This is a genomic window from Arthrobacter sp. MMS24-S77 (assembly GCF_054888235.1).
On the sequence record NZ_JBTZRN010000001.1, the window covers coordinates 4,143,157 to 4,168,389 of the forward strand.

The window sequence follows — 25,233 nt, forward strand, 5'->3', positions numbered from 1 at the left end:
AGCACGCCATGAAGAAGCAACTCGGCACCGGTCTGGGCGTCCTCGCACTGGCCATTGTCCTGAGTGCCTGCGGAGGCAGCCCGGGGACTTCTACAACTTCCTCAAGCCCGGCGAGCTCAAGTGCCGCAGCGCCGAGCCCGACGGCGACGAGTCCGGCACCGTCGTCGAGCGCTTCCGCCGCTGCTTATGACCTGGAGACCGCGACGTCGAGCGCCGGCCAGATTGTGGTGGCCGCGAACGGCAGGAGCGTGTACTTCTTCACCAAGGACGTCAAGGATTCGGGCAAGAGCGCCTGCACCGGAGGCTGCGCCACGTCGTGGCCGGCCGTGACAACGACGTCGAGCACGCCGACTGCCGAGGACGTGAGTGGAACCCTCGGCACCATCCCCACGGCAGACGGCAAGATGCAGATCACCATCAACGGCATGCCCATCTACTTCTTCGGGCAAGACAAAGCCGCCGGCGACATCAAGGGCCAGGGCGTGGGCGGTGTCTGGACCTTGGTCAGCCCGTCCGGCTCCATGGTGACAGCAAGCGGAATGGCCTACTGAAACCCTCGCTCACCTTTGAGCACCAAACAGCAAACGCTCCTTCAGATCTGTCCGGTCAGGCCGGCAGATCTGAAGGAGCGTTCGCCTTGGAGGCCCCAAAGGTGAGCGAGCGTCTTAGGCGTCTTCGAACTCGACGGCCGCGATGATTTCCTTCGTCTCCGGGTGGATCATGAAGGCTTCGTCATCCTCTTCGATCATGATGTAGTTGCCGTGGTCCGTGGCGAAGTGCCAGGCGAGGATCGTCTCGCCGTCGTGCTCGTAGTTGGGATCGCCCATGGTGATCTTTTCCAGCTGGTAGCCGGCAACGTCGCACAGTTCACGGATGATGAGCTCGAATTCAGGGGCATTTTCGAGCTCGGCTTCGGCGGCCTCGGCCTGGCGCTCCTCGAGGTTCGGAATGAGGGCAACGCGCTCGGCGATGTGAGCCTTGAGCTGCTCTTCGTCCAGGTAGAGGACGCCATCCTGGCTACGGAGCCATGCTGCGTTGAGTTCGATGATGTCCTCGGTCTCGAGGAGGGATTCGAATTCGCCGTCGAGCGCTTCGAGTTCGGCAACTGCTTCCGGAGCCTCCTCCGACTCGTCAAGGTCGCCGTCAAGGTAGGCCTCGGCGTCGTCCTCGGACAGGGCGTCGAAGGCTGCTGCGGTGCGGTTGAACAGCTCAAGGTGGCCGGTGGCCCCCATACCTTCGAGGCCTTCGCGGACAAACGCATCCACCTCTTCGCGCTCCGGGACGGTGAACACGTACTGGGCAAAGCCGCCTGCGAGTGCTTGCGTCAGGTAGTAGTCCACAAAGTAGCTGCGCAGCGCGTTGGTAGCGATTTCCTCATGGTTGAGGAGCTCCTCGTACATCTCGTTGACCACGGTGACGTTCGCGTCCACAACGTCTGCGTTGGCGGCCTCGATGCTGTCCTTCGTCAGAATGACGGGGTTCTCATTGCTGGTCATGGGATTTCCTCACTGCTGGGAAGCTTGTGCTGCTCCGGACCCTTTCAACGTACGCGGGGGCAGCAGCCGGGCAGGCTAGGCCGAGGTGAACGTCCGGCAAAGTTTCAGGGCCGGTCCCGGCTGGCTAGGATTCATAGATAGCCTCCTGCCGAAAGTAGCCCAAACGAATGCCTTCCCACTCAGACGACTCCTGGGAACTGGCGATTCAGACACCCGCCATTAACGACCGCTCCTTGGCGGCCGGCCTCGCCTATGCCATGGGAAGCCGGGTCAGTGGCATCACTTTCGACTCCGCCACGGGTTTGATGATGGGCAAGGTCCGGGGCAGTGGCCCAGCAGCGTATTCGACGTCCGCCAAACTGGTCCGCAAACCCGGAGGCTGGAGCTGCACCGTGGGGGTGTGCAGCTGCCCGGTCCGCAAAGACTGCAAACACGTGGCGGCCCTGCTCTTCGCTGCCGAGGACCATCCTGCCGTGCGGGCGCAACTGCTCAGCGCCCCGGCGTTCGGCCAGACTGCCCAGACCGGGGCAACCGTGCAGCGACCGGCCTGGGAACAGGCCCTCAGCAAGCTCATCGCCACTCCGGGGACCGCCCCGCAAGGCCAGGGCCTCCCCTTGGCGCTGGCATTCGAAGTGGAAGAGCCCGCCCCGCATTTCTCCTACACGGGCCGGCGCGATCCCCTCCGAAGCGTGCGCCAGCTCAAGGCCCGCCCGGTGATGATGGGAGCCAAGGGCAAGTGGATCCGCGGCGACGTCTCCTGGACCAACTTGAACTACCTCGGCTACAAGCGCGAATTCAACGAAGCCCACATCGACTGGATGCAGAACTTCCTTGCCGCGCATTCCACCACCGACTACCGGCAGCTCACGTCCAGCATGTGGATGTTGCTCAATGAATTCGCCGGCAAGAACTTGTGGAACCTGCTGGCCGAAGCCGCGAAAGTGGGCGTCGCGCTCATCCACTCCGGCGGGACTGAACCTGTCCGCATCGCGGCGGAGCCCGCCGTCGTCGGGCTTGACCTGAGCCGGCTGGAAAGCGGCCGGCCCGACGGCGGGCTGCAGCTGGCGCCGTCGGTGACCTTGGGCGGGGACGCCCTTGATCCGGCGACGTTGGGCTTGATCGGCCGCCCGGCGCATGGCTTGTTCTTCACAGGTCCTGGCGAGGGCCATCTGCCCGGCGTTTCGGCGCCCGAGAACCTCATCACGATGGCCCCGCTGGAGGGCGGCGAGTCGCAGGAACTCCTGGACTTCGTCGTGGGCGCGTCCCGGCTCCAGATTCCGGCCAAGGACGAAGAACGATTCCTCACGGCGTTCTATCCGAAGCTCAAGCAGTCCACCCGGGTTACGGCGGCGGACCATTCCGTGGAGTTGCCGGTCCTCGCCGTGCCCACGCTGTCCCTGCTGGCGAACTACGGCGCGGACCACCGGGTGCGGCTCCACTGGGAGTGGCACTACAAGGCCGGCAAGCTCGTCACTGCCCAGCCCCTCTGGCGACACCCGGACGATCACGGCTACCGCGACGACACCGAGGAAGCCCGGATCCTGGAGACCCTGGGCCGGCCTTGGGATGTGGTTGGCGCGCTGGGCGAATCCTCAAGCGGCGGGTGGGGAGCCCCGCGGCTGGCGTCCTCGGTGGAGCTCGACGGCCTGGACACGCTGGCCTTCACCGAAGAGGTCCTCCCCCGGCTCCGTGAACTGCCCGACGTCGTCGTGGACACCTCCGGCGACATCGCCGACTACCGCGAAGCCACCGAGGCTCCCGTTGTCTCCATTTCGACCAAGGCGACGGACAGCCGCGATTGGTTCGATCTCGGTATCGTCATCACCCTCGAGGGCGAACCGGTGTCCTTTGCCGCGGTGTTTTCCGCCCTCGCCGCGGGCCAGAGCCGCATGTTGCTGCCCAGCGGCGCCTACTTCTCCCTCGACCTGCCCGAGCTGCACCAACTCCGTGCGCTCATCGACGAAGCCAGGTCCTTGCAAGACAACCCGGACCGGCACGGCACCCTGCAGATCAGCCGCTTCCAGGCCGGGCTCTGGGATGAACTCGCCCAATTGGGGATCGTTGACGAGCAAGCGGCCGCGTGGCGCGAGGCCGTGGGCGGATTGCTCAACGACGGCGTGACCGGGCTGCCGCTGCCGGGCTCGCTTGACGCTGAGCTGCGTCCGTACCAGCTGGAGGGCTTCAACTGGTTGAGTTTCCTGTACCGTCACAGCCTGGGCGGGGTCCTGGCCGACGACATGGGCCTTGGCAAGACGGTGCAGGCGATTGCCTTGATGTGCGCGGCGAAGGAGCAGGCTGAATCCGACGCCGGCGGCGCGGACTCCGGCGAGTCCGGTTCCGGCGGCAGCGCTCCTTTTCTGGTGGTGGCCCCCACCAGCGTCGTGGGCAACTGGGCCGCAGAAGTGCAACGCTTCGCGCCCGGCCTGAGCATAAAGACCGTCGGAGAGACCTTCGCCAAAAGCGGCGCGGATCCGCAAGAAGCCATGGCCGGGACCGACGTCGTCATTACTTCCTACGCGCTGTTCCGGATCGACTACGAGGCCTATGCCGCCAAGCTGTGGGCCGGGCTCATGCTGGACGAAGCCCAGTTCGTGAAGAACCACCAGTCCAAGGCGTACCAGTGTGCCCGGAAACTCCCGGCATCGTTCAAGCTGGCCATCACGGGAACACCGCTCGAAAACAACCTCATGGAATTCTGGGCGCTGACCTCCATCGTGGCGCCGGGACTGTTCTCCAGCCCGCGCCGCTTCGCGGAGTACTACCAGAAGCCCGTCGAAAAGAACGGCGACAAAGCCCAGTTAGCCAAGCTCCGCCGTCGGGTCCGTCCGCTCATGATGCGCCGCACCAAAGAGCAGGTCATCAAGGACCTGCCACCCAAGCAGGAGCAAGTGCTGGAAGTGGTCCTCAACCCGCGGCACCAAAAGGTGTACCAGACCCACTTGCAGCGTGAGCGGCAGAAGATCCTTGGTCTCATTGACGACGTCAACAAAAACCGCTTCACCATCTTCCAGTCACTCACCTTGCTCCGGCAGTTGAGCCTGGACGTTTCCCTGGTGGATGAGTCCCTCTCTGCCGTGCGCTCGTCCAAGCTGGATGTGTTGTTCGAGCAGCTTGAGGACATCGTCGCCGAAGGGCACAGGGCGCTCATTTTCAGCCAGTTCACGGGATTCCTGGGCAAGGTCCGCCAGCGCCTTGAGGAAGAGGGTACGGAATTCTGCTACCTCGACGGCAGCACCCGGAACCGGGCCGACGTCGTGAGCGAGTTCAAGAACGGCGCAGCGCCCGTGTTCCTCATCTCCTTGAAAGCCGGTGGCTTCGGCCTGAACCTGACAGAGGCCGACTACGTGTTCCTGCTGGATCCATGGTGGAACCCGGCCTCTGAGGCACAAGCGGTGGACCGGACCCACCGGATCGGGCAGGCCAGGAACGTGATGGTCTACCGCCTGGTGGCCAAGGACACCATCGAGGAAAAGGTCATGGCGCTCAAGGCCAAGAAGTCGCAGCTGTTCGCGGATGTCATGGAAGGCGACGCCTTGGCTGGCGGCGCCCTGACGGCGGAGGACCTGGCCGGGCTGTTCGCTGAGTAAGGTCGCGTCTGCGGCTCAGAAACGGCCACCCCCCCTTCGCTAGCATGTGTTCAAATTCTGACGATCGTCATATCTCATCGAGACTAGATCATCAGGGCTGCGCAGGGCAATGACTTTTCCGAAGTTTACGAAGCGCTCACCCTGGAGCCAAAATTCCTCATTGGTATGCCAAGCGGCGTTATTCTGCGGCTTGGCGCGCATTCACCCCTCGCGTGATCGCCTAATTTAAAGGAAATCCTCAAAAAGCCCATTGACGCCAAATTTCAGTTTGGTATACCGTGAGCGCAATCGACGCCCCGCTTGACGGGGTGCCATGACGAGGAGGGAAGAGTCTCAATGGTTGAGCTGGAATCACATGCCGCTCCCGAGGGATTGGGCTGCGCGGCCTGCGGCCATGATGGCGCGGTTACGGAAGAAGCGTTGGCGAAAGACGCGAGGCTCCTCAGCCGCAGCCGGGGCGTATCCAAGGGACAGACCGTAGCCCTCGCGGAGCGGGTGGAGAGCGACTCGGTCCGCGCGCAACAACGAGGCCTCGGCGCTGACGGACAGCGCGATCAAAACCGCCCGTTAGTGTTGGCCGCAAGTTGGGTCCTGGCGCATCAGAACGGCGAAATGGTCCTTCTGCGCGATCACGAGGTAGTGGTGCGCGGTGACCGAATCGAGGCCGTCCGCCCTTGGTCCGGTACTACGGACGAACGCATCGACATGCAGGGGCAGCTTCTGGTTCCGGGGTTGATTTCCATGCACAGCCACGTGGCGGGCGGCGCCGCCACCCGCGGGTACGTCGAGGGCAACCTCACCCCGATGAGCAAAGGGGCCACCTTGCGCCAGGGCAGGCAATTCCTCAATGCCATGGTGCTGTTGGAGGATCTTCCCGACGAGGACCTCGATACCATGACTGCCCTGAACCTGGCGGAAATTCTCCGAGGTGGTTGCACCACGCAAGTTGAAATGTCCAAGGGCTTGAGATCCATGCAGTCCTACGTTCGCGTCGCGCGGCAATTCGGTATCCGCGGCTATCCTTCCGGCGCCGTGCCAGGAATGAGGCGCATCCTGCCGATCTGGAAACGCGGTGACGACGACAAGAAATTGTTCGATTCGGTGCCCGAGACACTTGCCGAAATCCAGGAAAACCTCGCCTACGCCAGGACTATCAACGGGGTCGACGACGGCCGCATCCTGCCGATGATGGCGCCGGCAACGAACGCGGTGCACACCCCGGAAACGTTCGCTGCCATGAAGGCTGCCGCCCAGGAACTCCACGGACTCCACATCCACCTGCAGGCAGGTTATGGCCGGGCACCGCAGCCGGACAAAGTGGCCATGAACCGGTTGTGGGGCCAGGACGAGATCCCCTGGTTGGACAGCCTTGGCCTCTTCGATGGCTCGGTGCGGGTCTTTGGAGCGCACCTTCTGGGAATCGACTTTGAACGGGACCTTCCGCTGCTTGCCAATCCCAGCTTTACCTTCGCCAACTGTCCGTCGGGCACCGGCGCGGGTGTCACGCCCGCGCAGTGGCCTTGGCCGGAAGTGCTCGGAGCCGGCGTAAACTCTGGCATCGGACTGGACACACACTCGAACGACTACATCGAGAACGTCAAAATGGCGGTCATCTATGGCCGGATCAGGGCAGACTTCCTCGGCGATTCAACCCCGGTACCCATGGTCCGTCCGTCGATTTGGACCGCCATGGAATCAGCGACCCTTGGAGGCGCCCGGGGTCTGGGCCGTGAGGACCTCGGCCGCATATCCGCCGGTGCGAAAGCTGACCTGACGAGCATCGATGTCAGCGGTCTGCTGGTTGGTGTGGGAACGGTTCCTCGCGAGCCGCTCAATCACCTGATGTACGCCAACGGCCTCTCCGTCAAGAACGTCATGACCGACGGCCATTGGCAGGTCCGCAACGGCGCACTCGTGGTGGTGGACGAAGCGAAGCTGGTCCGCGAGGCCGGCAAGGTAGTAGAGCGCATCTGGGACCAGATGGCCGCCGACGGCGTCTTCGTCGAGGAACCCCGCAGCGACCTGATCCCGGCTGCCATTTCCTAGCGTCCGGCACTGTCGCTGAACGCGTGCCGGCACTGTCGCTGAACGCGTGCCGGCACTGTCGCTGAACGCGTGCGGCGCCGCCCGCAGCTCCGCTGCCCGGGCTGAGCTTCCCTTTCATCTTTTTGCCCATGTTTGTTCCCGTTCACCACAAGTAGGAGAAAAATCAATGAAGAACTTTGCTCCCCGGGTACCAAGTCTCTGGAGAAAAGTCGCGATCGCAGCGGTTCTTGGCTCGACGCTCGCCGGCACTGCCGCCTGCGGAGGACAGGGTCAGGCCGCATCACCCACAACAGACAGTGCCAGCGCAGCCCTTGCGGCCTTGGTGCCGGCAGACATCAAGGCGAAGGGGACCATCACGGTCGGAACCCAGCCTGATTTCGAGCCGGCCAACTTCACACCGATCGGTGAAAACGGAGTAAAAGGGTTCAACATCGACCTTATGGACGCTATGGCCGCCAAGCTCGGCCTGAAGATCAGCTACCAGAAGGTGCCTTTTGACCAGTTGTTGGTTGGGGTCCAAACTGGCAAGTTCGATGCCTCCATCGCGGGAATGACCGACCGCAAGGGCCGCCAAGAAAAGGTGGACTTCGTGGACTACCAAGTTGCGGGCACGGTCTTCATGGTGGCCAAAGGCAACCCGAAGAAAATTACGGGAGAGCCCGACGGCGGCTGCGGCATCAAGATCGGCGGGGTCAAAGGCAACGACGACGAACGCCTGGTCGGGATCATGGCCAAGGCCTGCACAGCTGCTGGAAAAACGGCTCCCGAGCTGGTTACCTTCCCCACTGGCAGCGACAAGAACCTCGCGTTGACTTCGGGGCGCGTGGACGCAATGTTCTGGCCGGACATGGCGGTATCCGTCATCAACAGGGAGACCCAGGGGAAGCTCGAATCAGTGCCGGTGAACTTCGAGCCCAAGGTCTTCCTCGGCATGATCTTCAACAAGCAGAGCCCCCAGCTCCGGGATGCCTTCCTGAAGGCGACCGAGGCAATGCATGCCGACGGAAGCTACGACGCGATCCTCAAGAAGTGGGACGTCACTGTCATCGACCTGCCAAAGCCAGGCGTCAATCTCGCAACGTCTTAGTCATTGCCGGAGTGCGGCCTGCCACGGCGGACCGCACTCCGGGCTCCAGTTCCGCAAAGAAGGACAGCACATGTGCATGAAAACAACATTCCCGCCGTCGGATGATCCCCGCCATGATCGTTGACAGCCATCAGGCACCGGCGCCCGATAACACCGGAAACCCTCCCGTGCCCGTTTTTGATCCAACATGCACGCCGGACGGCCACGTGGCCGGGATCCGGGCCAAGCGCCGGAAGCCCTACGGGCAGGTGGCAAGCGGGACGCTCATTGTGGCGATTGCCGCATTGTTCATTTGGTCCCAGGCGGCGAATGAGAACCTGGACTGGTCCAGCGTCGGAGAGTTCATGTTCCATCCGGTCATCTTCAAGGGCATCGCCGTCACGCTGGAACTCTCGGTCTTCAGCATGTTGATCTCGGTGGTCCTCGCGTTCGGAGTGGCCCTCATGTGCCAGAGCCGGAACCGGCTCGCGGCTGTTGTTGGCCGACTCTACGTCTGGTTTTTCCGGGGTGTGCCGCTCCTGGTCCAGATCCTCATCTGGTTCAACCTGGCGGTGCTGTTCCCCAAGATCCTTGGAGCCGACACCAATCAGCTCATCTCGGGCTTCACGGCGGGCCTCTGTGCACTGTCTCTGGCCGAGTCGGGCTACATGGCAGAAATTATTCGTGGCGGCATTTTGTCGGTCAGCAAGGGACAGACCGATGCCGGCCTCAGTATCGGCCTGACGCGCGGACAAGCTTTGCGGCGGATCGTCTTGCCGCAAACCATCCGGGTCATCATTCCACCGACGGGAAACCAGTTCATCGGCCTCCTCAAGGCGAGCTCCTTGGTTTCCGCGATCGGCGGAAGCGATCTTCTGACGCAGACCCAGCTCATCTACGGCCAGAATTTCAAGATTGTGCCGCTGCTCATCGTGGCCACAACCTGGTACCTCATCCTTGTCAGCGTTGCCAGCATCGGTCAGTACTTCCTGGAACAAAAGTTCAGCCCGGACGGCGCCGCCGCCCGCCGGTCGTTGCGGGAACTCATCCGCCGGAATGTCCTGCTGCGGAATCATTCCGACCTTCCCCGAAAGGCAGTCCAGCCATGACCTTCGCTCCAGCACAAGCACGAGGCGCAGCACAGGCACCGCTGATGGTGATCGACGACGTCCACAAGTGGCTCGGAAAGAACCACATCCTGCGCGGCGTGAACATGTCCGTCGCATCAGGGGAAATCGTTTGCGTCCTTGGCCCTTCGGGGTCCGGAAAGAGCACGCTGCTGCGCTGCATCAACGGTCTCGAGGCGGTTGAATCCGGGACCGTTGAAGTCGGTGGAGACCGCGTCGGCTACAAGATCCACAAAGGGCAGCTTTTCGAACACACCGAACGGGAGTCGGCCAAGATGCGACGGCGGATCGGCATGGTCTTCCAACATTTCAACCTATTCACGCACATGACGGCACTGGAGAACGTCAGCTACGGGCCTAGGCGCGTGCTTGGGCTGTCCAAAGCCGAGGCCAATGAGCAAGGGCTGGACGCTCTGGACAAGGTGGGCCTGAAAGACAAAGCAGGGTCCTACCCGGCACAGCTCTCCGGCGGCCAACAACAGCGGGTTGCCATCGCCCGGTCGCTGGCCATGAAACCCCAAGTTATGCTCTTTGACGAACCCACCAGCGCCTTGGACCCGGAACTGGTGGGCGACGTCCTTCAGGTCATGAAGCGCGTTGCTGAGGAAGGCATGACAATGGTTGTGGTGACCCACGAGATCGGGTTCGCCCGCGAAGTCGCTGACCGGGTGATATTCATGGACGAAGGCCGGGTCATCGAGTCCGGCCCGGCGGCAAACGTCCTGGATAGTCCTTCCCACGAACGCACCGCCAATTTCCTGCGACACGTCAGATGAGCCGAACAGCTTCCGCATACGCCGAAATAAGGGACCGGATCATCAGCGGCGAGCTGACGCCCGGGACCTGGCTACGGGAGAGGGACCTCTCGGCCGAATTGAATGTGTCACGGGTCCCCGTCCGGGAGGCGCTCCTGCAGCTTGAAGCAGACGGCTTCACCACGACGGGTCCGCGTCATGGAGCGGTCGTCAGGCAAATGACGATTCAAGATGTCGATGAAGTGTTCGATATCCGGCTCAGCATCGAGGTTTCGGCAGCGAGCATCGCTGCCCGCCAGGTTGCTGCCGGGGCCAGCCCCGAGCGCTTGCTATTGGTCCTCGCGGACGCCGAGGCGCTCGTGGCTAGCGACGACGATGACCTCAAGGCCAGAACCAACGTGGCCATCCACGACGAGATTTTCAGCCTGACCGGCAATGAACTCCTGACCACCGTGATCCGCCCGGTCGCAAACCGCATGAGGTGGCTCTTCGGAAACGTCGTCCAGCAGGATGCCGGGCAACTCTGCCGGGAACACCGCGCGCTGTGCGATGCCATCTGTGCCGGGCAGGCTGAGCTCGCGTCCGCGTTGGCGGTTGCCCATATCGAGCACAGCCGCGGACCCGCCATTTCGCAGTTGGAGGGGAAGCTTCCCCTCCGCCGCCCGTCATCTGCCGTGAACGGCCGGATGCCGAGCCGCGGGGAACGCTGATCCCGCCTCCTTCGGCATATCGGGTTCCGAACGGCCGTCACTTGATGTATACAATTGAACGCGGCCTGAGCAGTACAACGTCGCCGAAGGGGGAACCGTGGAGTGCACCGAAGCGCCGCCAGTGATGCAGGCAAGCATCGACAGAACTGTGGAATGGGATCGGGGCTCTGAAACGTGATGGACATGCCCACTCCCCCGGTGCGCCACCAGCAGCTGATCGTCACCATCTACGGGCTCTACGGCCGCAGTTCAGGCGATGCCCTCCCTGTTTCCGTACTGATTTCCATGCTGGGCGACCTCGGCTACGACGCGCCGGGAGTCCGATCCTCAGTCTCGCGGCTGAAGGCCAAGGGTGTCCTCAAAAGTGTCCGCAAGGACGGCGTCGCCAAATACGAACTCTCTGACACCGTTCTGGACGTCTTCCGCGAGGGCGACCGGAGGATCTTCGCCGCTGATCGATCCCCCAAGTTGGAATCCTGGATCCTCGCGGTGTTCTCCGTCCCCGAGTCAATGCGGAACCGCCGGCACCAACTGCGTTCCGAGCTGTCAGGGCTCGGTTTTGGGTCCGTGGCATCAGGGGTATGGATTGCGCCGGCACAAGTCCTTGACCAGGCCCGGGAGCGGCTTGCTTCGCGCAGTCTCATCCAGTTTGTGGACTTCTTCCGGGGCGATTACCTGTTTGAGGGCCCCATGCGGCCGAAGGTGGCCGAATGGTGGGATCTGAAGGCCATCGACGAGCAGTTCGCAGAGTTCTTGGATCTCTACGAAGGGGCCGGGGATCTTTGGGCCGGGCTGGTAGGAGATGATCCAGTGACCGCTCTGGCCAACTCGACGGCCCAGCTGCGCCGGGATGCTTTCCGTTTCTACATTCCCATGTTGACGCTGTGGCGCCGCTTCCCGTACCGGGACCCGAACCTGCCGATGGAATACCTCCCGAAGGACTGGCGCGGCCCGGCGGTTCGCGAGACGTTCCAGGCGGTTCATCGCCTTGCCGCGCCACTCGCGGCAGCCCATGCACACGACCTCATCCACGGCGGCGTCGATCTGGTGGCGCCCTAGCGCCTAGCGCAAGTCCAGGGAGCACGCGGGAGGGACCCGCCGCAGTGCGGCCGGTCCCTCCCCACGCCCAAGGAGTGCGCGCCCACACCCTATGAGTGCGCTGCCCCCTCCAGGTTCCGCTCGACGTCGGACTCTGCAGTTCCCGAAGGGTCGCCTTGGCGGCCCCTCTTCAAAATGAAGTAGAGGACGACGATGCAAATGGCGAACGGGACCCCGAAGATCAATGTCATCCGGAAGGCCTCGACGAAGAGCGTCGTGACCATGATGGCAACCATGAGGATGGCTCCGCCCCAGGACGCCGCCGGGTAGGGTCGAAGCTTGTATGACAGGGCTGTCCCGTCACGCTTCACTGAGCGTCGGAATGCCAAGTGGGTTACGAAGATCATGAGCCACGTGGCCATGGCCCCGAACATCGACAATGCCATCATGAAAGTGAAGCCCGACTCCGGGTTCATCGCGTAGACGCAGGCCGCAACCGCGATTCCACCTGTGCAGAGGATCAGCGCGTTGACCGGGGATCCGTTCTTGTGGAGCCGCCCGAACACGGCTGGCGCCTGCCCGGCCCGGGACAAACTGAACATCATGCGGGTGGAGATGTAGAGCTGCGAATTCATCGCTGAAAGAGCAGCGACGATCACCACCACGTTGATGACCGAGTCTGCGAACGGAATGCCGATGACCTGCATGACGGTGACGAAGGGGCTGTTTCCGGCAAGGATCTGGCTGACGGGCGCAATGGCCAGGATCAACGCCAGGGTCAGGATGTAGAAGAGGAAGAGACGGAATACCGTGACCTTGAATGCCTTCTTGACCGCCGTTCCCGGATCCTTCGCTTCACCCGCAGCAATGGCGATCATCTCCACGGAGAGGTAGCTGAAGATCGCGACAATCACGGCCACCCACATGCCGGACACCCCGTTGGGGAAGAACCCGCCCTCGGCAGTGTAGTTGTGGATGCCGTAGCCAGCATCCTTCTTTCCAAAGACCAGGATGGCGGCGAGCAGGATGAATCCCAGGATAGCGAACACCTTGATGCTGGAGAACCAGTACTCCAGGGTGCCGAAAGCCTTGACGTTGAACATGTTGACGGCAATGAGGACGCCGGCAAACAACAGGATCCAAACCAGCGGAGGAACTCCGGGGAACCAGAGCTTCATGTAGTCGCCGATGGCAAGGACCTCAGTGCCCACGGCCAGCACGACACAGGACCAATAGAGGTACTTCACCAGGAATCCCGCGAGGGGCGAAATGTAGTGCTCAGCGAAAGCCCCGAAGGATCCGGTGGTCGAATGCGCCACGGTCATCTCAGCCAGCGCGCCCATCAGCATCACGGCGATCAGCCCACCGATTGCATAACTCAGCAGGACGCTTGGCCCGGCGAAGGATATTGCGAACTTGCTTCCGAGGAAGAGTCCGGTGCCGATCGCGCCACCCAGCGCGATCATGGTCAGCTGGGGACTGGTGAGCTCGCGTTTGAGTCCGCGCTCACGGTTCTTAATCAGGTCGAAGCTGTGTGACATCGTTGTCTCCTTTGCTCGAAACTTTCTTGAATGTTGTGCCCTTAGCGCCTAGCGCTCCGGAATGACCGCGATGCCTTGGATCTCGATGAGGGCTTCCTTCTGCCAAAGCCGCGTGACGCCGATTCCAGCCATGGCGGGATACTCGGATCCGGCCATTTCGCGCCAGATCCGTCCGATCTCGCGGCCGTTGGCCATGTAGTCGTCCACGTCGGTGAGGTAGATCGTCACACTGACCAGGTCCTCGGGTAATCCGCCGGCCTCGCGCAGGGTAGTCAGCACATTGGAAAACGCCTGGGTGAACTGTTCTACGATCCCGCCGGGAACGATGTTCATGTCCTTGTCCAGGGCCGTTTGCCCACCGAGGAACAAGGTGTTTCCGGCGAGCATTCCGTGCGCAAAGCCTGACGGCTTCGGGAGCGACCCGGGATTGACGGTCTTGTGGCTCATGTTGTTCCTCCTTTTGATGGCGGCTGCAACATGTTCGAAAAAGCCCCTGTGCAGATCATTCCCGCCGTGCTACGTTGAGCATATGTGACGATCGTAAAAAAGTCGACACATCAGAAAGAATGTAGGAATCGGCAGCATACGGAGGGACATCACGCATGAAGCTGGCCACCTTACGGACAGCCAACGGGGGCACGACGGCGGCGCTCGCCATGGGCGCGGACGCCTACTTGCCGCTGCAGGCCACCGACGTCGGGGCGCTGCTTGCCACGCCGGATTGGCGCACAATCGTCGAGGCAACCGCCGCGGCGCCCGAATCCGCCGTCGTCACGGTGCCTGCGGCCGGGCTCGCAGCCCTGCTGCCACGGGCAGGGAAGGTCATCTGCTGCGGCCTGAACTACGGCGACCACATCCAGGAGATGGGCCGCGAACTGCCGTCCTACCCCACCCTGTTCGCGAAATATGCGGACACCCTCACCGGACCGGCGGACACCATCCATGTCCACGGCAGCGCGAAGGTCGACTGGGAAGCCGAGCTGGCCGTCGTCGTCGGCTCCGAGCTGTTCCGCGCGGACGAAGACGAAGCGCGGCGCGGCATTGCCGGTTACACGGTGGCCAACGACGTTTCCATGCGCGATTGGCAGAACCGGACCCTCCAGTGGTTCCAAGGCAAGGCCTTCGACGGAACCACCCCCGTGGGGCCGGTCATGGTGACCCCGGACGGGATCGACGGCGATTTCGAGGTCCGCGGTTATGTGAACGGTGAGCTGGTGCAGTCGGGGAACACAGGGACGCTGGTGTTTGGGCCTGCGCGACTGCTCTCCTACATTTCCCAGTTCACTGTCCTGCGCCCAGGGGATCTGGTCCTCACCGGCACCCCGGGCGGAGTGGGCATGGGCATGACTCCCCCACGGTTCCTGAACGACGGAGACATCCTCACCACCGAAATCGACGTCATCGGAAGGCTGGAGAACACCATCCGGATCCACACAGCCGCCCCGTCAGAGACAACCACTACATCCACAAGCGCTTCCAAGGAGTGAGCATCATGAACCCAACCGCTACCGACTACCGCCTCGAGGGCGACAACTCCATCTACGCCCAGGCCGATGGCACAGTGGTACCCGTGGTCACCCGTGCGGGCGAAGAGGACACCAACACGGCCCAGTCCGGCGATTGCGTCCGCGTCTCCGGGGTCAGCATCCAACACACGCCGGCCACCAAGATCTGGTTCGGGCAGGTCTCCAACGTCCCCGGCTACCGCTCCTTGCCGCACCACCACGGCGAAGCGGAAACCGGAGGCTACGTGCTCCGCGGCCACGGACGCATCTACTTCGGCGAGAACTACTCCGAGTTCCTGGACATGAAGACCGGCGACTGGGTATTCGTCCCGCCGTTCATGCCGCATGTCGAGGCCAACATGTCCGTCACCGAAGAACTCGTGTGGCTGACCGCGCGCACCCCGGAGAACCTGGTGGTCAACCTCGAGGACGTTGCCGACGAGACCCTCGCCGGCTTCCGCAGGGCCTGATGGACATGTCCACCGGAATCCTGACCTCGGAGACGTTCCTCAAGGCCATCGAGCTGACGGCCGTCCCGGCCCGGATCAACGACGAGGCCTACGAAGCCACCTCGCAGTACGTTCCGTGGCCCAAAGCCTACGGTGGGGACATGGTGGCCCAGGCCGCGGCAGCGATGATGCGCTCGGTCGACGCCGACCGCTCGCTGCATTCGATGCACAGTTACTTCATGCGCCCGGTGGAGATCGGGGCCACGGTCCGCTACGAGGTTGAACGCCTCCGCGACGGCCGTGGATACTCGACCCGCAGCGTGCGGGGCTACCAGAACGGCAAGACCGTCTACGCGGCGATGGGTTCCTTCCAGGTGCCCGAAGACGGCCCGGAGTTCCAACCCGAGGCGCCGTCCGCCGTCGAACCCGAATCCCTCCGTAGTGCCGCCGAGGTGCTGCAAGGTGTCGAAGGCCCCGCCGCCGAGTACTGGTCCTCGAAGCGCAGCTTCGACATGCGGCACATTCCAGGACCGGTATATCTGCAGGTAGAAGGCGAATCCGTGCCTCACCAGGCCATCTGGGTGAAAACCTTCGAGCAACTGCCCGACGCCGGTAACGAACACGCCACCGCCGATCTGCACCGCGCGGCACTTGCCTACGTCTGCGACTACACCATCCTGGAGCCCCTGCTCCGGGTGAACGGACTCCACTGGTCCAGCCACGGACTCGCCACGGCCAGCCTGGATCACTCCATGTGGTTCCACCGGAACGGCCGCGCCGACGACTGGGTCTTGTACGCCCAGGAGGCCGTGTCGGGGCAAAGCAACAGGGGGCTGGCCACGGGCCGCTTCTTCGACAGGCAAGGACGCCTGCTGGCAACCGTGGCCCAAGAAGGCATGATCCGCGCCGGCTCCTGAACCCGTTCGAATTATCCGCCGTACTACTGAAAGGAGTGGCCATGACAATGTTGAGATCAGCCCACGTGGACACCTTCACCCGCGACCACCTGCCCCCGGCCGGCACTTGGCCGACCCTCGAATTCACCCTGCCGGAACTCCAGTACCCGGCCACACTCAACGCCGCAGCTGTGCTCATAGACGACGCCGTCGCAAAGCATGGTTCAGAGCGGGCCGCCCTGCGAACCGCCGACGGCGCGGTCTGGACTTACGGTGAACTGCAGCAGCGCGCCAACCAAGTCGCGCAGGTCCTCACTGAGGACTTCGGAGTGGTGCCCGGAAACCGCGTCATGCTTCGCGGGCCGAACAATCCCTGGATTGTCGCGGCCTGGCTTGGCGTGCTCAAAGCCGGAGCCGTCGTTGTCACCACCATGCCGATGCTGCGTTCCAGCGAGGTCGGAACGCTCATCAGCCTCACGCGTCCGAGCGTAGCCATCTCCGACCACCGGTTCATGGACGAACTGCTCGCGGCCGCAGGAGAGGACACCGTTGTCCTTTCCTACGGATCCGACGACGCCGGCGACCTCACGTCCCGCGCCGCCGCCAAGAGCGGCGAGTTCACCGCCGTGCCCACCTCGGCCGACGACGTCGCGCTGCTCGGCCCGACGTCGGGTACCACGGGCACGCCCAAGATCACCATGCACTTCCACCGGGACATTCTCGCGAACGCCGACACTTTCGCGCGCCACATTCTGCAACCAACGGCCGACGACGTGTTCGCTGGTTCACCGCCCCTCGCCTTCACTTTCGGCCTCGGCGGGCTGGTGGTCTTCCCGCTGCGGTTCGGCGCATCCTCCTTGTTGACCGAACGGGCCACCCCCGTGGAACTTGCCGAGAGTGCTGCCGCCGCCGGCGCCACCATCCTCTTCACCGCACCCACCGCATACCGCGCCATCCTCAAGGAAAAGCGCGGGGACCTGCTCCGCGGACTGCGCATCGCCGTTTCCGCCGGCGAGCATTTGCCCAAGGAAACGTGGGAGGCCGTCCGGGAGGCCACAGGCCTGCGGCTCGTCAACGGCATCGGAGCCACCGAGCTCTTGCACGTGTTCATCTCCGCTGCCGGGGACGACATCCGGCCCGGCACCACCGGCCGAGCCGTTCCCGGGTACAGGGCAGCCATCCTCGACGACGAGGGGCTGGAACTGGGACCCGGGCAGCTTGGCCGGCTCGCCGTCATCGGTCCTACCGGATGCCGCTACTTGGATGACCCGCGGCAATCGAACTATGTGGTCAACGGCTGGAACGTCACCGGCGACACCTTCACCAAAGACGAGGACGGGTATTTCACCTACCAAGCCCGCTCGGACAATATGATCGTCTCCTCCGGCTACAACATCGGCGCGCCTGAGGTGGAAACGGCCATCGACCTGCATCCGGATGTGGTGGAGAACGCCGTCATCGGCCGGCCCGACGAGGCACGCGGCAGCGTTGTCTGCGCGTTCATTGTCCTGCGCGAAGGCGTCAAGGGCGACGACGCGAAGCGCGAGGAAATTCAGGACTTCGTCAAACGGACGATCGCCCCGTACAAGTACCCGCGGGACATCCGGTTCGTCGACGAACTTCCCCGCAACCCCAGCGGCAAGCTGCAGCATTTCAAGCTGCGCGACTGCATCAACAACCACCCCGAACAGTTTGCCGGCGCGGGCCTGGGCCAGGCCTGAGAAGGAGCAAAAGCATGAAAATCGCAATCGTAGGAGGCGGCCCGGGTGGCCTGTACTTCGCGGCACTGATGAAGCAACTCGACCCGTCCCACAAGATCACCCTCTGGGAACGCAACGCCGCCAGCGACACTTTCGGTTTCGGCGTCGTATTTTCCGATGAGACGCTCGGCGGCATTGGCAACGCCGACGCCGTCGTGGCCGAGTACATGGGCCGGCGCTTCGCCCGCTGGTCCGACATCGACATCCACTTCGGCGGCGAAACGGTGACGGTGGGCGGCCAGGGCTTTGCGGCCATGAGCCGCAAGGAACTGCTGGAACTGCTTCAGCGCCGGTGCGCCGAGCTCGGCGTCGACCTGCGTTTCCAGACCGTCGCGCCGCCGGTTGAGGAACTGGAGGCCAGCTATGACCTGGTCCTCGCAGCAGACGGCATCAACTCCCAGATCCGTGCCAAATACGCGGACTCCTTCGTTCCAAGCCTGGACCTGCGGCCCAACAGGTTCATGTGGCTGGGCACGGACCAGGTTTTCGAAGCCTTCAAGTTCTTCGTCAAGGAGACCGAATGGGGAGTCATGCAGATCCATGGCTACCCTTACTCCGACGAAGGTTCCACGTTCATTGTCGAAATGCACGAGGACGTGTGGCGCGCTGCCGGGTTCGACGAGACCGCGGCCGACGTCTTCCCGCCGGGCGTGTCAGACGAGAAGGCGATCACCAAGATCCGTTCCATCTTCGCCGAGGAACTCGATGGCTTCGAGGTCCTGTCCAACAATTCCAAGTGGCTCAACTTCACCACTGTGCGCAATCAAAAGTGGCGCCATGGAAACGTGGTGTTGCTCGGCGATGCGGCGCACACTGCACATTTCTCCATCGGCTCCGGAACCAAGCTGGCCATGGAGGACTCCCTGGCACTCGCAGCGTGCCTGCACGAGCACCCGGATGTGGAATCTGCGTTGTCCGCCTATGAAGCCGAGCGGCGTCCGGTGGTGGCCTCCACCCAGCGTGCCGCCCAGGCTTCCCTGGAATGGTTCGAGCGGATCGCCCAATACAAGGAGCAGGACCCGACGCAGTTCGCTTTCAACCTCCTCACGCGGAGCCGCCGCATCACCCAGGAGAACCTGCGCCTGCGCGACCCGGAATTCGCCGACGCCGTGGACCGCAACTTTGCCCAGTCCCAAGGACTGGCAGAGACCGCCCCGGCCATGTTCCAGCCGTTCCGGATCGGCGGACTGGAACTGAAGAACCGCATCGTGGTCTCCCCCATGGACATGTACTCCGCGGTCGACGGGATCCCGGGCGACTTCCACAAGGTCCACCTCGGCTCGAAGGCACTTGGCGGCGCCGGACTGGTCATGACCGAAATGGTGTGTGTTTCCGAGAGCGGGCGTATCACCCCCGGCTGCACCGGCCTGTACACGGACGGCCAGCGGGACAACTGGAAGGAAATCGTGGACTTCGTCCATGCCAACTCGACGGCGAAGATCGGCGCGCAACTTGGGCACTCCGGCCGCAAAGGCTCCACGCGGCTGATGTGGGAAGGCATTGACGAGCCGCTCGCGTCCGGCAACTGGGACGTCGTCGGACCGTCCGCCGTGCCTTACGGTCCCGGCAACCAGACGCCTGCGGAACTCGACCATGCAGGCATGGCCGCCATCACGGCGCAGTTCGTGGATGCCGCCCGTCGGGCGGATGAAGCAGGTTTCGACCTCCTGGAGCTCCATGCCGCCCACGGCTACCTGCTTTCCTCTTTCCTCTCGCCGGTGTCCAACCGTCGGAGCGACGAGTACGGTGGCAGCCTGGAGAACCGCCTGCGGTTCCCCCTGGAAGTGTTCGACGCCGTCCGCGCGGCGTGGCCTGCCGGCAAGCCCGTGACGGTACGCATCTCCGCGACCGACTGGATCGAAGGCGGCAACACCTCGGATGACTCGCTCGACATCGCGCGGGCATTCGTGGCCCACGGCGCCGCGGGCATTGACGTCTCTACCGGCCAAGTCGCCAAGGAAGAACAACCGGCTTTCGGCCGCAGCTACCAGACGCCTTTCGCCGACCGCATCCGGCAGGAAGTTGCCGCGCCGGCGGGCGCCGCCGTCATCGCTGTCGGTGCCATCTCCAGCTACGACGACGTGAACTCCATCCTGCTCGCGGGCCGTGCGGATCTCGTCGCCCTGGGCCGCACGCATCTGTTCGACCCCCAGTGGACGCTCCACGCAGCAGCCGAGCAGGAATACCAGGGCCCGGGAGCCCAATGGGTGCCGCAGTTCCGGGCGGGCCGACGCAAACCGCCGAGCTCCCGCACGGATGCCGTGCGGCCCCGGCTTTCGCTCTTGAAAGAGCCCGCGTCCGACGCCGACAACACGCACCTGCGCTGGACCCCGAGTGCAGTCCCCGCGCCCGCACTGGCCAACTGAGCTGCTCGGCGCGTATCGCTTCGATGATCCGGACGGCGAAGTGGGCCTCGAGACCCACCTGGTCTCCCACGGCGGCAACGTCTATCAGGTTCCCTTGAGCTACCGGGGTTCTGAATTGGCGGGTGCCGAGGACTCGCTTCTCGGCACCATGGCGCATTCCGTCCTGGGAAAGCGGTGGGTGTACGACGCCTGCGCCGATCCCGTCTACGTCGTTGAACTGGCCACCGCCATGCTCACTGGACAGCGGGAAGCGAAGTCCCCGCACTGAGCCCAGCGGCCCCGATCACCCAGGACACCATCACCAGCATCGACGCCGGTGAACTCACACTGCTGGTGAACCGTGTCCTGGATCCTGGGACACAGGGCGCGGATGATTCTGCGGCATTGCGGGGTACTTGGGCCGATCAAAGCAGCCCGGTGCTGCTGGCGTCCCTGTCACAGGCCTAGAGGGCTACTCCCCCGGACGCGGCCGCCACACCACAACTGCCTGGGACCGCGCCCGGGGGCGCTGCCCGCGGGCCAGGCTGACGACGTCGCCCGCTGCTCCTGCCGCGAAGACTCGGGCCTCCACAGGGCCCCGCCGCCGCTGCAATTCCTCGCTCAGCTCGGCCACGCGGTATTGCAGCGCGGCCACTTGGTTTTCGAGATCGAGGATGCGCTTGATGCCCTCGAGGGATACGCCTTCGTGGGAGAGTCGCTGGACTTCACGCAGGCGGTCGATATCCCGTTGGGAGTAGCGCCGGGACTTGCCCGGTGCACGGCTCGGCGACACTATGCCGAGGCGGTCGTACTGGCGCAGCGTCTGCGGGTGCATGTCAGCCAGTTCGGCCGCGACGGAGATGACGAAGATCGGCTGGTTGATGTCGATGCCCATGACTACGTCCCTCCTGTGTGTTGCTGCCGCTACAAGCGGGCCTTGGCGGCCAAGTCGTGGCGGGGATCGGCGTCGGCAGTTGCCGCGGCGAATGCCTTGACGGCCTCCTCAGCCTCTTTGTTGAGGTTCTGCGGGACTGCGACGTCGATTGTCACCAGCAGATCGCCGGTGCCCTTCGTCGTCTTGACGCCACGGCCTTTGACCCGGAGGGTGCGCCCGGAAGGCGTGCCGGCCGGGACGCGGACGGTGACACTGTCGCCATCGAGCGTTGGCACGTGGATGTTGGAACCCAAAGCGGCCTCCGCGAAGGTGACCGGCACGTGGATGCGGATGTTGTCGCCGTCGCGGACAAAGAAATCGTGGGGCTTGACGTTCACCGTGATGATGAGGTCCCCGTTGCCGGCGGCACCTGGATTGCCCTTGCCGCGCTGACGGACCTTCTGGCCGTCCCTGATGCCCGCGGGAATCTTGACTTCGATGACGTTGCCGTTGCTTTCGCGCAGGCTCACCGTGGTGCCGTGGATCGAGCCGGCAAAGGAAATCGAGGTGGACGCCGTGCGGTCGCTGCCCTTCTGCGGAGCGCGCTGGAAACCGGTCTGTCCGCCACCGAAACCGCCGCCGAACAGGTCGGCGAACTCGGGAGGGATCCCGCCCGCACCGGCGGGCTGGCGTGCGCCGCCGCCGAAAAGTCCACCGAACAGGTCCTCGAAGCCGCCGTTGGCCGGCCCACCCCGTCCCGCTGCGCCCGGAGCGAAGCGTGCCCCGCCCATGGCCCGAATGGCATCGTACTGCTGACGCTCCTCGGCATCCGAGAGCACCGAATAGGCCTCCGAGATGTCCTTGAACTTCTTCTCGGCAGCAGCATCCCCGGAATTGGTATCCGGGTGGTACTTCCGCGCAAGCTTGCGGTACGCCTTCTTGATGTCAGCGTCAGAGGCGTCCTTGGCGACACCAAGGATGGCGTAAAAATCCTTCTCAACCCAGTCCTGGCTGGCCAAGGGCGTTTCCTTTCGTTCTGTTCTTGCCGAGCTCTCCGCGATACATGGGCCCCCGCCCCTCCGCCGGGTGGCCAAGGATCTTCGATCCTCAGCCACCCGGCTCCGATAGGCCCGATGCCACTCCCGGGGCCCATGTATCGCTGCGAGCTTGTGGTCAACTCACCTTAGGCGAGAAAACCGCTTGAGCCGTAGCGGATGAGGGGGCCCGGGAGTGGCATCGGGCCTGCCGGAGCGTGGCGGCTTGGGTCCGCAGGACCTAGCCGCCACGCGTAGGGGCGGGGCCCCCTCATCCGCGAAGGCGCAGTGAGTACAACTAGGGCACGAACCTCAGGCCGGCACAGCCACGATCACTTGGGCTGCGCGCAGTACCCGGTCGCCGGAGCGGTAGCCGGAGCGCAGCACTTGGCTGACCGTGTCCACTTCGATGTCCTCGCCCGGCTGCTGGATAAGGGCTTCGTGGATCGTGGGGTCGAAGTCGACTCCGGTTTCCGCGATGCGTTCCAGGCCGTACGTTTTCAGCGCGTTCTCCAGCTTGGCGGCGATCGCGGCGAACGGGCCGTCCACGAGGTCGCCGTGCTGGCGGGCGGCGTCGACGTCGTCGAGCACCGGCAGCAGGGAGTTCAGGACGCCGATGACGGCCATTTCCCCTGCGACGGCGCGGTCGCGTTCCACGCGCTTGCGGTAGTTGACGTACTCGGCCTGCAGGCGCAGGAGGTCGTTGCGGAGTTCCGCAGCCTCTGCTTCCGCCGCGGCACCGGGGGCTACCGACTCTCCAGCCGGAACCTCGACGCCGTTGAGGATTTCCTCAGCCTGGGACAGGGCGTCGCCCTCGGCGGAAGCGGACGTGGAATCAGCTCCCGATCCTTGCGGGTGGCGGGCAGCCCCGGTCTCCGGGTCAACCTTGCGGTTGTCCCGGATGACCGGCTTGTGCTGCTCATTACCCTCGTTGTTGGAAGGTGAGTGCTCTGCTTCGTTGCCGTGGTGGGGCATGGTTACTTCTTCTCGTCTTCGTCGATGATCTCGGCGTCGACGATGTCCTCGTCGGCAGCCTTGGCATCGGCGTGAGCGCCCTCAGCACCGGCAGCGCTGCTTGCACCGTCCGGGGAACCAGCGTGCGAGTAGATCGCTTCGCCGAGCTTCGACTGCGAGTGCTGCAGCTTCTCGAAAGCGGTCTTCACTGCTGCGTCGTCGGTGCCTTCGAGGGCCTTCTTGAGGGCGTCGACGTCGGCCTTGACCTCGGTCTTGACCTCTTCAGGCAGCTTGTCGTCGTTTTCGGCGATGAGCTTGTCCACGGAGTAGGCCAGCTGCTCGGCGGTGTTACGGGTGTCGGTGGCTTCGCGGCGGGCCTTGTCCTCGGCTGCGTGTTCCTCGGCTTCACGGACCATGCGGTCGATGTCTTCCTTGGACAGCGCAGTGCCGCCGGTGATGGTCATCGACTGCTCCTTGCCGGTGCCCTTGTCCTTGGCGGAGACGTGGACGATGCCGTTGGCGTCGATGTCGAAGGTGACCTCGACCTGGGGGACGCCACGCGGTGCCGGAGCGATGCCGGTCAGTTCGAACGTGCCCAGCGGCTTGTTGTCGCGGGTGAATTCACGCTCGCCCTGGAAGACCTGGATGGCCACGGACGGCTGGTTGTCGTCAGCGGTGGTGAAGGTCTCGGAACGCTTGGTGGGGATGGCCGTGTTGCGCTCGATCAGGTGCGTCATGACGCCACCCTTGGTTTCGATACCGAGGGACAGCGGGGTGACGTCGATCAGGAGAACGTCCTTGCGCTCGCCCTTCAGCACGCCGGCCTGGAGGGCTGCGCCAACGGCAACAACTTCGTCCGGGTTGACGCCCTTGTTGGGCTCCTTGCCGCCGGCGAGTTCCTTGACGAGGTCGTAGACGGCGGGCATACGGGTGGAGCCGCCCACCAGAACGATGTGGTCGATGTCGGAGAGCTTGATGCCGGTCTCGGTGATGACGTCGTGGAACGGCTTCTTGGTGCGCTCCAGCAGGTCCTTGGTGAGGTCCTGGAACTTGGCGCGGGTCAGCTGCTCGTCCAGGTGGACCGGGCCGTCGGGGGTGACGGAGAGGTACTGGAGGGAAACGTTGGTGCTGGTGGAGGAGGACAATTCCTTCTTGGCCTGCTCAGCGGCTTCGCGCAGACGCTGCAGCGCGATCTTGTCCTTGGAGAGGTCGATGCCCTTGACCTTGAGCTGGTTCAGCAGGTAGTCAACAACGCGCTGGTCCCAGTCGTCGCCGCCGAGGCGGTTGTCGCCGGCAGTTGCGCGGACCTGGATGGTGGAGAAGCCGTCTTCGTCCTTGCCGACTTCCAGCAGGGAGACGTCGAACGTTCCGCCGCCGAGGTCGAAGACCAGGATGAGCTCGTCTTCCTTGCCCTTGTCCAGGCCGTAGGCTAGTGCGGCCGCGGTGGGCTCGTTGACGATGCGCAGGACGTTGAGGCCAGCGATTTCGCCGGCTTCCTTGGTGGCCTGGCGCTCAGCGTCGTTGAAGTAGGCCGGGACGGTGATGACAGCGTCGGTGACCTTTTCGCCGAGGTAGGACTCGGCGTCGTTCTTCAACTTCATGAGGATACGCGCGGAGATTTCCTGCGGTGTGTACTTCTTGTCGTCAATGGCAACGCTCCAGTCAGTGCCCATGTGGCGCTTGACGGAGGCGATGGTCCGGTCGATGTTGTTGACGGCCTGGCGCTTGGCGATTTCGCCAACCAGGACTTCACCGGACTTGGAGAATGCAACGACCGACGGCGTGGTGCGGCCACCCTCGGCGTTGGCAATGACGGTGGGCTCGCCACCTTCGAGAACAGAGACGACGGAGTTAGTGGTTCCGAGGTCGATACCTACAGCGCGTGACATATGTTGCTTCCTTTCAATGGCCGACGATCGAGATTTCACCCGATTCCTCTGCCCGTGGAGGGTTTGGATGCGGGGAGCACTCAACATTCGGCTAGTTGAGCGTTCTGCACTCAACTGTACTCAGGCGTCACTCAAAGTCAATCCAAAGTTGAGTCGACTAC

The 25,233-nt window shown here is 63.7% G+C and carries 21 protein-coding genes; 14 read left to right on the plus strand and 7 right to left on the minus strand.

Annotated features, from left to right (window positions below):
* Window positions 1–8 precede the first annotated feature (8 nt).
* Window positions 9–551, plus strand: a complete 543-nt coding sequence (locus ACX5I4_RS19100) for a COG4315 family predicted lipoprotein (RefSeq protein WP_461838047.1) — start codon at window positions 9–11, stop codon at window positions 549–551.
* Window positions 552–665: 114 nt separating this feature from the next.
* On the opposite strand, the gene ACX5I4_RS19105 is transcribed toward ACX5I4_RS19100, so the two are convergent.
* A complete protein-coding gene (locus tag ACX5I4_RS19105; RefSeq protein WP_461838048.1) occupies window positions 666–1,496 on the minus strand; it encodes a DMP19 family protein in 831 nt (276 codons plus the stop codon).
* Between the two features lie 167 nt (window positions 1,497–1,663).
* On the opposite strand from ACX5I4_RS19105, the gene ACX5I4_RS19110 reads away from it, so the two are divergent.
* The 7 genes from ACX5I4_RS19110 to ACX5I4_RS19140 all read left to right on the plus strand — a co-directional run bounded on the left by ACX5I4_RS19110 (window position 1,664) and on the right by ACX5I4_RS19140 (window position 11,846).
* A complete protein-coding gene (locus ACX5I4_RS19110) occupies window positions 1,664–5,083 on the plus strand; it encodes a DEAD/DEAH box helicase (RefSeq protein WP_461838049.1) in 3,420 nt (1,139 codons plus the stop codon).
* A gap of 336 nt (window positions 5,084–5,419) precedes the next feature.
* Window positions 5,420–7,129 (plus strand): amidohydrolase family protein, encoded by a 1,710-nt coding sequence (locus tag ACX5I4_RS19115; RefSeq protein WP_461838050.1) that lies wholly within the window; start codon window positions 5,420–5,422, stop codon window positions 7,127–7,129.
* Window positions 7,130–7,295: 166 nt separating this feature from the next.
* Window positions 7,296–8,216 carry an ABC transporter substrate-binding protein gene (locus ACX5I4_RS19120; protein WP_461838051.1) on the plus strand — a complete coding sequence of 307 codons (921 nt, stop codon included), beginning with the start codon at window positions 7,296–7,298 and terminating at the stop codon, window positions 8,214–8,216.
* A gap of 113 nt (window positions 8,217–8,329) precedes the next feature.
* Window positions 8,330–9,304 (plus strand): amino acid ABC transporter permease, encoded by a 975-nt coding sequence (locus ACX5I4_RS19125; RefSeq protein ID WP_461838052.1) that lies wholly within the window; start codon window positions 8,330–8,332, stop codon window positions 9,302–9,304.
* Window positions 9,301–10,098, plus strand: coding sequence for an amino acid ABC transporter ATP-binding protein (locus tag ACX5I4_RS19130; RefSeq protein ID WP_461838053.1), 798 nt, complete (start codon window positions 9,301–9,303; stop codon window positions 10,096–10,098). Before ACX5I4_RS19125 ends, ACX5I4_RS19130 begins: the two co-directional genes overlap by 4 nt.
* Window positions 10,095–10,787 carry a GntR family transcriptional regulator gene (locus tag ACX5I4_RS19135; protein ID WP_461838054.1) on the plus strand — a complete coding sequence of 231 codons (693 nt, stop codon included), beginning with the start codon at window positions 10,095–10,097 and terminating at the stop codon, window positions 10,785–10,787. Before ACX5I4_RS19130 ends, ACX5I4_RS19135 begins: the two co-directional genes overlap by 4 nt.
* A 183-nt stretch (window positions 10,788–10,970) precedes the next feature.
* Window positions 10,971–11,846 (plus strand): PaaX family transcriptional regulator, encoded by an 876-nt coding sequence (locus ACX5I4_RS19140; protein ID WP_461838055.1) that lies wholly within the window; start codon window positions 10,971–10,973, stop codon window positions 11,844–11,846.
* A gap of 89 nt (window positions 11,847–11,935) precedes the next feature.
* Here the strand turns inward: ACX5I4_RS19140 and ACX5I4_RS19145 are convergent, their stop codons facing one another.
* Window positions 11,936–13,366, minus strand: coding sequence for an amino acid permease (locus ACX5I4_RS19145; protein WP_461838056.1), 1,431 nt, complete (start codon window positions 13,364–13,366; stop codon window positions 11,936–11,938).
* Between the two features lie 48 nt (window positions 13,367–13,414).
* A complete protein-coding gene (locus ACX5I4_RS19150) occupies window positions 13,415–13,813 on the minus strand; it encodes a RidA family protein (protein ID WP_236813204.1) in 399 nt (132 codons plus the stop codon).
* Window positions 13,814–13,968: 155 nt separating this feature from the next.
* Between ACX5I4_RS19150 and ACX5I4_RS19155 the strand changes: the two genes are divergently transcribed.
* From ACX5I4_RS19155 to ACX5I4_RS19180, 6 genes are read left to right on the plus strand one after another with little or no spacing between them, the layout of a single operon-like run.
* Entirely contained in the window at window positions 13,969–14,853 is an 885-nt protein-coding gene (locus tag ACX5I4_RS19155; protein WP_461838057.1) for a fumarylacetoacetate hydrolase family protein, read from the plus strand.
* A gap of 5 nt (window positions 14,854–14,858) precedes the next feature.
* Window positions 14,859–15,341: a cupin domain-containing protein gene (locus tag ACX5I4_RS19160; RefSeq protein WP_461838058.1), complete on the plus strand. Its 483-nt coding sequence runs from the start codon at window positions 14,859–14,861 to the stop codon at window positions 15,339–15,341.
* Between the two features lie 5 nt (window positions 15,342–15,346).
* Complete coding sequence (locus tag ACX5I4_RS19165) at window positions 15,347–16,237, plus strand: acyl-CoA thioesterase (protein ID WP_461838772.1); 891 nt, start codon at window positions 15,347–15,349, stop codon at window positions 16,235–16,237.
* A gap of 41 nt (window positions 16,238–16,278) precedes the next feature.
* Entirely contained in the window at window positions 16,279–17,937 is a 1,659-nt protein-coding gene (locus tag ACX5I4_RS19170; RefSeq protein WP_461838059.1) for an AMP-binding protein, read from the plus strand.
* 14 nt (window positions 17,938–17,951) lie between these two features.
* Entirely contained in the window at window positions 17,952–20,342 is a 2,391-nt protein-coding gene (locus tag ACX5I4_RS19175; RefSeq protein WP_461838060.1) for a bifunctional salicylyl-CoA 5-hydroxylase/oxidoreductase, read from the plus strand.
* Window positions 20,311–20,610: a maltokinase N-terminal cap-like domain-containing protein gene (locus ACX5I4_RS19180; RefSeq protein WP_461838061.1), complete on the plus strand. Its 300-nt coding sequence runs from the start codon at window positions 20,311–20,313 to the stop codon at window positions 20,608–20,610. Before ACX5I4_RS19175 ends, ACX5I4_RS19180 begins: the two co-directional genes overlap by 32 nt.
* Window positions 20,611–20,793: 183 nt before the next feature.
* Here the strand turns inward: ACX5I4_RS19180 and ACX5I4_RS19185 are convergent, their stop codons facing one another.
* The 4 genes from ACX5I4_RS19185 to dnaK all read right to left on the minus strand — a co-directional run bounded on the left by ACX5I4_RS19185 (window position 20,794) and on the right by dnaK (window position 25,072).
* On the minus strand, window positions 20,794–21,216 hold the full coding sequence (locus ACX5I4_RS19185; RefSeq protein WP_184739619.1) for a heat shock protein transcriptional repressor HspR: 423 nt from the start codon (window positions 21,214–21,216) through the stop codon (window positions 20,794–20,796).
* Window positions 21,217–21,245: 29 nt separating this feature from the next.
* A complete protein-coding gene (locus ACX5I4_RS19190; protein ID WP_461838062.1) occupies window positions 21,246–22,214 on the minus strand; it encodes a DnaJ C-terminal domain-containing protein in 969 nt (322 codons plus the stop codon).
* Between the two features lie 327 nt (window positions 22,215–22,541).
* Window positions 22,542–23,204, minus strand: coding sequence for a nucleotide exchange factor GrpE (locus tag ACX5I4_RS19195; RefSeq protein ID WP_461838063.1), 663 nt, complete (start codon window positions 23,202–23,204; stop codon window positions 22,542–22,544).
* Window positions 23,205–23,206: 2 nt separating this feature from the next.
* Window positions 23,207–25,072: a molecular chaperone DnaK gene (dnaK, locus tag ACX5I4_RS19200; protein WP_461838064.1), complete on the minus strand. Its 1,866-nt coding sequence runs from the start codon at window positions 25,070–25,072 to the stop codon at window positions 23,207–23,209.
* Window positions 25,073–25,233 lie beyond the last annotated feature (161 nt).